The organism is Coleofasciculus sp. (assembly GCF_046539235.1).
Taxonomy (GTDB): Bacteria; Cyanobacteriota; Cyanobacteriia; order Cyanobacteriales; family Coleofasciculaceae; genus Coleofasciculus.
In genome coordinates this window covers 1-6,978 of sequence record NZ_JBKHHI010000354.1, presented here as the reverse complement: position 1 = coordinate 6,978, position 6,978 = coordinate 1, and the positions used below count along the sequence as shown (strand labels likewise).

Genomic DNA, 6,978 nt, shown 5'->3' with positions numbered 1-6,978 from the left:
CGGGTTGAATTTGAATCGCTTTCTGATAGGATGCGATCGCGGGTTGGGAATTCAGACGCCATTGAAGTAAAGGGCGACCCGATACAATTGAATGGATGGGTGGTGTTCATTGATGCAGGCGGGTCGCCCCGACAGAATCGTAGGCTTGTGTTTGTTCAAATTCATCGCTATGAATCCTGTTTAAATATCTGCCAAATGTGGGTTCTAAAACGGTGACAAAGGAAGCCTACACTGTAACTGTAGGGGAGCGTGAGGAAGATGTCACCCTTTTTTGCCAGGAAGCTCACCCTGTAATCTGTGATCAGCACTAAAAGCCCTCACCATAATCTTTGATTTGGTGCAGGGAATGAGTTATAAGTTAGAAACCTGCGAAGGCAGGTTTTGTTTGTGTAGATGCGGTTTTAACCGCCCCCATCCTGGAATGGCTAAAACGGATAGAAAATCATAACGTATATTTATTGCCCAAGTTCAACGCCCAACAGCATCCTATCCTAATTTAACGAAGATTGCCTGTAGCAGCTTCACCAGTTCAAAGGTGACAAAAATAGCGAGGATGGCTGTAACCAAGCTATTTAAGACGCGATTATTGCCATAGCCAAAGAAAGAGGCGGTAAATTTGATCAACACAAAGGCGAGACAGGTAATGACGGCAAGTTGCAAAAAAGTCATAGGTTCTCGTTTAACTAAGTATTTTTGCTGATTAGACTATATCATTTATCCATCTTGGATGAATTTAACGGCTAGACGTGCCAACGATTAAATTCAATAAAAGGCTTTCTTGATTCAATCTGAGTTCAAGCGCTTGTTAATCTGGTTCATCAGTCCAGTTAACAGCGCACCTGCCATTAAAAGACCGATCGCGGGTGTAAAGACAGGGTTCCACAAGCTATACCACACGTCTAATCCCAGTGAAACACCCACCGATCGCCCCAACAGCGCGATCGCGAACCAGAAGAAGCTGAATAAAACCAGGAAGAAATCAGCAACTAATAACTGATTTACCCAATAGATAAGTTTGTCTTTCATAATAGGTAAGTTATCTTCAGAGAATAGGACGTGAATGGCACAACGTCAATGCTTACTATACAATCAAGGACTTATACCGTATACCGTCGCCTGGGAACAACAGCGATCGCTCCTGTCACAACGGATTAACGATCCCACCCTTGATGATGTTCTCTTATTAATGGAACATCCACCAGTCTATACTTTAGGTCAAGGTGCAAGTTTAGACTTCCTCAAGTTCAACCCCGCAGAAGCTGATTGGGAGGTTCACCGTATAGAACGGGGAGGTGAAGTCACTTACCATTGTCCTGGTCAACTCGTCGGTTATCCCATTCTCAATCTACGATATTATCAGCAAGATTTACATTGGTATCTGCGACAGTTAGAAGCCGTCTTAATTGAGGTTTTGGCGGTTTATGGACTCAAAGGCGATCGCGAAACTGGGATGACTGGTGTTTGGCTTGAGGGACGCAAGGTTGCCGCCATTGGCATTAAAGTTAGTCGTTGGATTACCATGCACGGCTTTGCCCTAAATGTTGACCCCGACTTAAGCGGGTTTAAGCGCATTGTCCCTTGTGGAATTGCCGATAAACCAGTGGGTAGTCTTGCCCAGTTTATTCCTAATATTACCGTAGACCAAGTCCGCCCCATAGTAATTGCCAAGTTTGCCGAGGTTTTCCAGGTTAGGTATCACAACTCAGACCGATTTAACCCGGTTTAAGTCAAGTTTTCCGAACAGCGAGTCGCTAAGAACTTATTCAGATCAGCATAGGTTCCCGCATAAGTGGTAGTTGGCTTCTCATACCCTTTCAGGCTAACAATATGTTGTTTAAAGCCCAGATTGTTGTATCCTAGCTGTTCCAGATAACTATAGGTATCTTCTCCCAAAGCAATATCCAGACCAATTTGTTTCGTCGCCGACTCCAGACGAAACGCCGCATTCACTGTATCGCCAATTGCTGTATAATCAGGGCGATCGCCACTGCCCGTATTTCCCACCATCGCATAACCCGTATTTACTCCCGTGCCAATGCGTAGCGGGAAAGGTAGGGGGTATTGGCTGGAAAGGGATGCCGTCATCCTGTGCAAATCGCTAACCGCTTGCAAAACATTAATGGCTTCGTCTTTACTCACCCCTTTATGCCCATGAAACCAAATTGCCATCACCGCATCGCCAATATATTTATCCACCCAACTTCCCGATTTGCGGATAATATTTCCCGATTGGCGAAACCAGGTGCCAATCACGGCAGAGAGAATCTTTTCATCCAGTTGGCGAGTTAGAACCGTAAAGTCACGGATATCCACCACCATCACCGACATAAGGCGGCGCACATGTAACGTAGAGGTTAGGGTTTCACTACTTGCAGGTTGGCTATAATCGCGGGTACGGGTATCGGATGGTGAATGAAATTCCAGTTCAGTCTGACCAAACATCAGCTGATCGCCATTTCGTAATGTCACCGGAATACTCACTCGGCGTCCATTCACGAAAGAACCATTGCGACTTCCCAAATCAATTAGATAGAAATCACCAGTTTCAGTACACTGTAACATCGCGTGATTTCGGGAAATCCAACGATCTGAGAGGACAAAATTGTTATCATCTCCGCGACCAACTGTCCAGCAGTTACTACCCACCAGGGGGAGGTAGCGGTTACCAGTCTCAGTCGGTAGAAGTAAATAGGGAGTGGATCGTAGAGTCACCACAGGCACAGAAGCAACGACGGGTTAAAAAATAAACAGAGGATTAAGTGTATATCCTAGTAGATGCATTCTTAAGCCAAACGAGTGATTCCGGAAACTTCACTGCCCTTATGGTTTGATGTCAATATTTGTTTACTGTAGACATTCATGAGCTTTTATTGCATTGTAGCTGCTAGCCAAAATAGGCTATCTACCAAAATTGTACTCAATACTGCCCCACTAAATGCCCACCACGGCAATCGCCCTCGGGTCAATACCCCACATCCTACTAATCCTAGTGTACATCCTAAAACCGCTGCCCAGCTAATTCCCCAAGGGGTTTGTACTTGTGCGATCGCCTCTTGCAAGATCGGGGTGATCAAGGCTGGATCAACGTCCATGATTTGACGCCAGTAGGGAATCAAATCCGTTAAATAAAAATATACATCGGTGAGAGCCGTCCCGAACAGAGAACCCAGGTAAAACAAATTACCTACAGCGCCTCTACCCCGCCATAACCCCCAAAGGGCAAACGGTAGACCAATGGCTTCGATGGGTAAATGTAACAGAGGTTCAGTCCGCAGCCAGCCCCAATAGATTGAACCGGCTAGCCAGCACCAACTAAAACCTAGTAACAAATCTCCCCATACTCGCATCCTTGGACGCGCCAGTAGCTTGAATCCCAGCCATATCCATCCTAAGGTCAACAGTAAACTCAACCAGGGAAGTTGCCGGACTAATGGCGCTTGCACAAACACAGGCACAGAAACCAGAAATGAGGCAGCAGCAAACAGCCACCAGCCTTGCACTCTAGCTTTTGAGCCTATACCTATCAGGGGGCTACGGATTGACATCAAAAGCCAAACCTCTTCTGATGGATTGGAGTAGTTGGAGGATGTATCAGAAAACATACTATTGCGAAACACGATTTCTTTAATTTTCTTTACTTATGTTTACATATCTCAATATATCATGATTGTTATCCCCCCTAGGGGGATGTGAAATATTATAGGGTAAGGCGAGCACCTCCAGAGAGTTTGCGATCGCGATCAAGCTATGCCAGAATTTCGATTAATGCTAGTGACTGGTGATTAGTGATTGGGGATTGGGAATTTTACTTCAAAGACATACATGATCAAATTGCAGTGGCGGTGGTTCAAATTTTTAAGGATTAGCCTTCTGAGTGCCTTACTCACCATACCGTTGAAGAGTTTTGCCACCAGCTTATCCACAGACGTAGCCGTACCCACCACCCAATCCACCTCCCAGATGAACATTGTTCAGGCGTTGGTACTGGGAATGGTGCAGGGGTTAACGGAGTTTATCCCGATTAGCAGTACAGCGCATTTAAAAGTCGTACCTGTGGTATTAGGCTGGGGTGATCCAGGGGTGGCTTTTACGGCGATTATTCAACTGGGAAGTATTGCCGCTGTGCTGTGGTATTTTTGGTCAGACTTATGGCAAATTTCCACAGGCACGATTAAAGCAATTCAGAGGAGGGATTACCAAGCCAACGATTTTCGCATGGCGGTGGGTATCGGCTTGGGTACTTTACCGATTGTCTTCTGTGGCTTGTTAATTAAGATATTTATTCCAGATTTTGATAATTCGCCCCTGCGAAGTACCGTCGCGATCGCTTGTGCTTCAATTTTTATGGGGCTGCTGTTGGGTGTTGCCGAAAAAATCGGTACTAGAGAGCGCAATTTCGATAAATTGGGGATGCAGGATGGCATCTTGATGGGATTTGCTCAAGCCTTGGCACTCGTTCCTGGCGTATCGCGATCGGGTTCAACAATTACAGCCGGCTTATTTATGAGATTAGAACGAGGAACAGCCGCCCGCTTTTCCTTTTTATTGGGTATTCCAGCGATTACCCTAGCGGGGTTAGTCGAGTTAAAAGATTTATTAGAATCCGGAGTTGGGCAGGGGGGATTCATGCCTCTCACCGTGGGTGTGATATCATCAGCCGTATTTTCTTATGCTGCGATCGCGTGGCTGATTCGTTACCTACAAACCTCAAACACTTGGATCTTTGTCTGGTATCGCGTCGCCTTTGGTATGGCAATTTTAGCCGCGATTATCGCCGGGGTAATGCCCGATAGTTAGGGGCTGCTGAATAAGTGTTGTGGTGAGGGGGAGCATGTAGAGACGCGCCATGGCGCGTCTGGGAAGCAGAGACGTTCCGATGAAACATCTTTTGTAGGGGCGGGTTTTACCACTAACGTTTCGTTGTCACCCTGATATAACTAAACCCGCCCCGACCTAACCGTTCAATTATCACAAATGACGTAGTTTGCTTCTCAAGGGAGCGAGTATAACAAATGACAGATGACGATCCTCGCCATTAACTTTAATTTTTCCCACCGACTTATTCAGGCTGTTCATTAACTTCTGGTAGTGAGTTGTCAGCTTCATTCGTGCGTTGGGCAAATCCCCACAGGAAGATCAAGGCAATAATGGTAATCATTAACCATTCGGGCGGCACGAATTCTGGATTAATCGCCCGAACCAAAAGTCGCAATCCGACTATACCGACGGTAATGTAACCTGCATCCTCCAGATTGACATACTCCTGTAGCCAGCGGATGAATAAACCTGCCATAAACCGTAGGGTAATCACACCGATGGTGCCACCTGCCAGAACCAGCCAGATTTGGTCAGAAATCGCGATCGCGGTGGTGACACTATCTAAGGAAAATGCTAGATCCGTAATGGCGATCAGGGGAATCACTTGCCACAGCGATGTAAATCGGGGTCCATGATGGTGATGTTGTTCATCTTCCTCTGAGGTGAAATGCTCGAAGACTAACCAAAGCAAATAAGCAGCACCGAGGAGTTCAAATTGCCAAAACTTGACCACCCACGTTGCTGTCAGAATCAGGCTGATCCGCAGGACATAAGCCACCACCAAGCCAAAGTTCAGCGCCTGTCGCTGGAGTTGTTTGTCTTCTAACCCTTGAGCAATTGTTGCCAGCGCGATCGCATTATCAGCTGACAGCACCGCTTCTAGGGCGATTAAAATCAGCAGAACTAAGGGGGCTTCTATTCCTAGATTGAACGGTAAGTTAAAAACTTGATCCAGCATTAATGAAATGAATAATGAGTTCGAGTATTGACGAGGATGTAAGCTGCACTTGCTCGGCAACTATGAGCCTTCTGTTAACTAATCTTAACGTGTTGCCCGAAATTTCTGCCGAAAACGGAGCAATAGCCAGTAGACTAAAAGTCATATTGATGTTTAATTAGGAGCTTGTAAACCATGTCCCTTTCAGATACCCAAGTTTTCGTCGCTCTCGTCGTAGCGCTCATTCCCGGTATCTTAGCCTTCCGTCTAGCTACGGAACTCTATAAGTAGTTCTCATTCTCAATCGGGCTGGGAACTGGCAAGGATGAGGGGTGTGATGTCAACCCTTGTCTTGTGGATACGGTTTGAGTTGCACCCCTGATCTCCTAATTCCGGATAATGGCAGCAAAATGCTGTAAGGTATCTGACTATCCTCAGCAGAGTATTGCCTGCGGAAAACTCTTCGTCTATGATCTGAACTTTAGACGACCAGCTCGGTCGTGTCAGTCTTTGGACTGGTGAGTGCCGACACTGCCAGGATGAAGCCGGAAAAAAATGTTAGCGATTGTTAACATTTTGGCAACGGACATAGGTTCCATCAGCCCCTAGGCGTACAGTTTAAAAGCACGAGTCTGTAAAGATCCAGACGAAAGGCGAACGCTGGCGCGTCAAACGTCGTTAGTCAATAAGGCGGTAGGTTAGTCAATAAGGCGGTAGGGGTCTTACCAACTTTTGTACAAGGGAAGCGATACTTTTTGCCGAGCTTTCCTCTGCCGCTAAATCAAAGACGATAACGGGAGTCTCCAGCGAGTTTTTATTGAGATGAATGCAATCCCAACCTCTCGACCCACTCGGCAACCTTTACCAACCCGCCGCAGGGTTCCTCGCCAAGAGCGTCGTCCTCGGCGGCATTCCTACTCCGTTGTGGCGGGTGAAATTACGGTTAAATTAGTGGTAAATCTGATTCTTTGTGCTGCCGCGATCGCGGGATTGGCACAACTGTTGCCCTATCATCTGTCCCAAAAGGCGAAGTTACAAGAAGTACGATCAGAAGTGAAACGCACCCAAAGCCGGGTTCAGAAACTCCGCAATGACTTCGGCGAAGCGTTTGATCCGGCACAAGCTAGACGAGTTATGCAAGATCAAAGTTATCGGGTTGATCCAAATCAGCGTCAAGTCGTCTGGGAAGATCGACGTCTCATGCCCGATAACTAAATAGGGGC

Annotated in this window: 10 protein-coding genes; 5 read left to right on the top strand and 5 right to left on the bottom strand. The window is 46.5% G+C overall.

From position 1 onward, the window contains the following. Positions 1-216 (top strand): hypothetical protein (locus ACLFWI_RS23720; RefSeq protein WP_446414970.1); only part of this gene is annotated, 216 nt, incomplete at its 5' end. A 270-nt stretch (positions 217-486) separates the two neighbouring features. Here the strand turns inward: ACLFWI_RS23720 and ACLFWI_RS23715 are convergent. Together ACLFWI_RS23715 and ACLFWI_RS23710 are read right to left on the bottom strand one after the other, a co-directional pair. Then, positions 487-669: a hypothetical protein gene (locus ACLFWI_RS23715; protein WP_446414969.1), complete on the bottom strand. Its 183-nt coding sequence runs from the start codon at positions 667-669 to the stop codon at positions 487-489. 114 nt (positions 670-783) lie between these two features. Next, entirely contained in the window at positions 784-1,026 is a 243-nt protein-coding gene (locus tag ACLFWI_RS23710; RefSeq protein ID WP_446414968.1) for a hypothetical protein, read from the bottom strand. Between the two features lie 34 nt (positions 1,027-1,060). Here ACLFWI_RS23710 and lipB point away from each other — a divergent pair, with 34 nt between their 5' ends. Beyond that, positions 1,061-1,726: a lipoyl(octanoyl) transferase LipB gene (gene lipB / locus ACLFWI_RS23705; protein WP_446414967.1), complete on the top strand. Its 666-nt coding sequence runs from the start codon at positions 1,061-1,063 to the stop codon at positions 1,724-1,726. Here the strand turns inward: lipB and ACLFWI_RS23700 are convergent. Beyond that, entirely contained in the window at positions 1,723-2,715 is a 993-nt protein-coding gene (locus ACLFWI_RS23700) for an FHA domain-containing protein (protein WP_446414966.1), read from the bottom strand. The genes lipB and ACLFWI_RS23700 overlap by 4 nt on opposite strands. 152 nt (positions 2,716-2,867) lie before the next feature. Then, on the bottom strand, positions 2,868-3,602 hold the full coding sequence (locus ACLFWI_RS23695; protein WP_446414965.1) for a DUF3120 domain-containing protein: 735 nt from the start codon (positions 3,600-3,602) through the stop codon (positions 2,868-2,870). Positions 3,603-3,822: 220 nt separating this feature from the next. On the opposite strand from ACLFWI_RS23695, the gene ACLFWI_RS23690 reads away from it, so the two are divergent. Then, complete coding sequence (locus ACLFWI_RS23690; protein WP_446414964.1) at positions 3,823-4,797, top strand: undecaprenyl-diphosphate phosphatase; 975 nt, start codon at positions 3,823-3,825, stop codon at positions 4,795-4,797. A gap of 262 nt (positions 4,798-5,059) precedes the next feature. Here the strand turns inward: ACLFWI_RS23690 and ACLFWI_RS23685 are convergent, their stop codons facing one another. Then, positions 5,060-5,776 carry a TerC family protein gene (locus ACLFWI_RS23685; RefSeq protein ID WP_446414963.1) on the bottom strand — a complete coding sequence of 239 codons (717 nt, stop codon included), beginning with the start codon at positions 5,774-5,776 and terminating at the stop codon, positions 5,060-5,062. Between the two features lie 174 nt (positions 5,777-5,950). On the opposite strand from ACLFWI_RS23685, the gene psaM reads away from it, so the two are divergent. Then, positions 5,951-6,046, top strand: a complete 96-nt coding sequence (psaM, locus tag ACLFWI_RS23680) for a photosystem I reaction center subunit XII (protein WP_071777246.1) — start codon at positions 5,951-5,953, stop codon at positions 6,044-6,046. A gap of 531 nt (positions 6,047-6,577) precedes the next feature. Beyond that, on the top strand, positions 6,578-6,970 hold the full coding sequence (locus tag ACLFWI_RS23675; RefSeq protein ID WP_446344938.1) for a slr1601 family putative cell division protein: 393 nt from the start codon (positions 6,578-6,580) through the stop codon (positions 6,968-6,970). Positions 6,971-6,978: the final 8 nt, after the last annotated feature.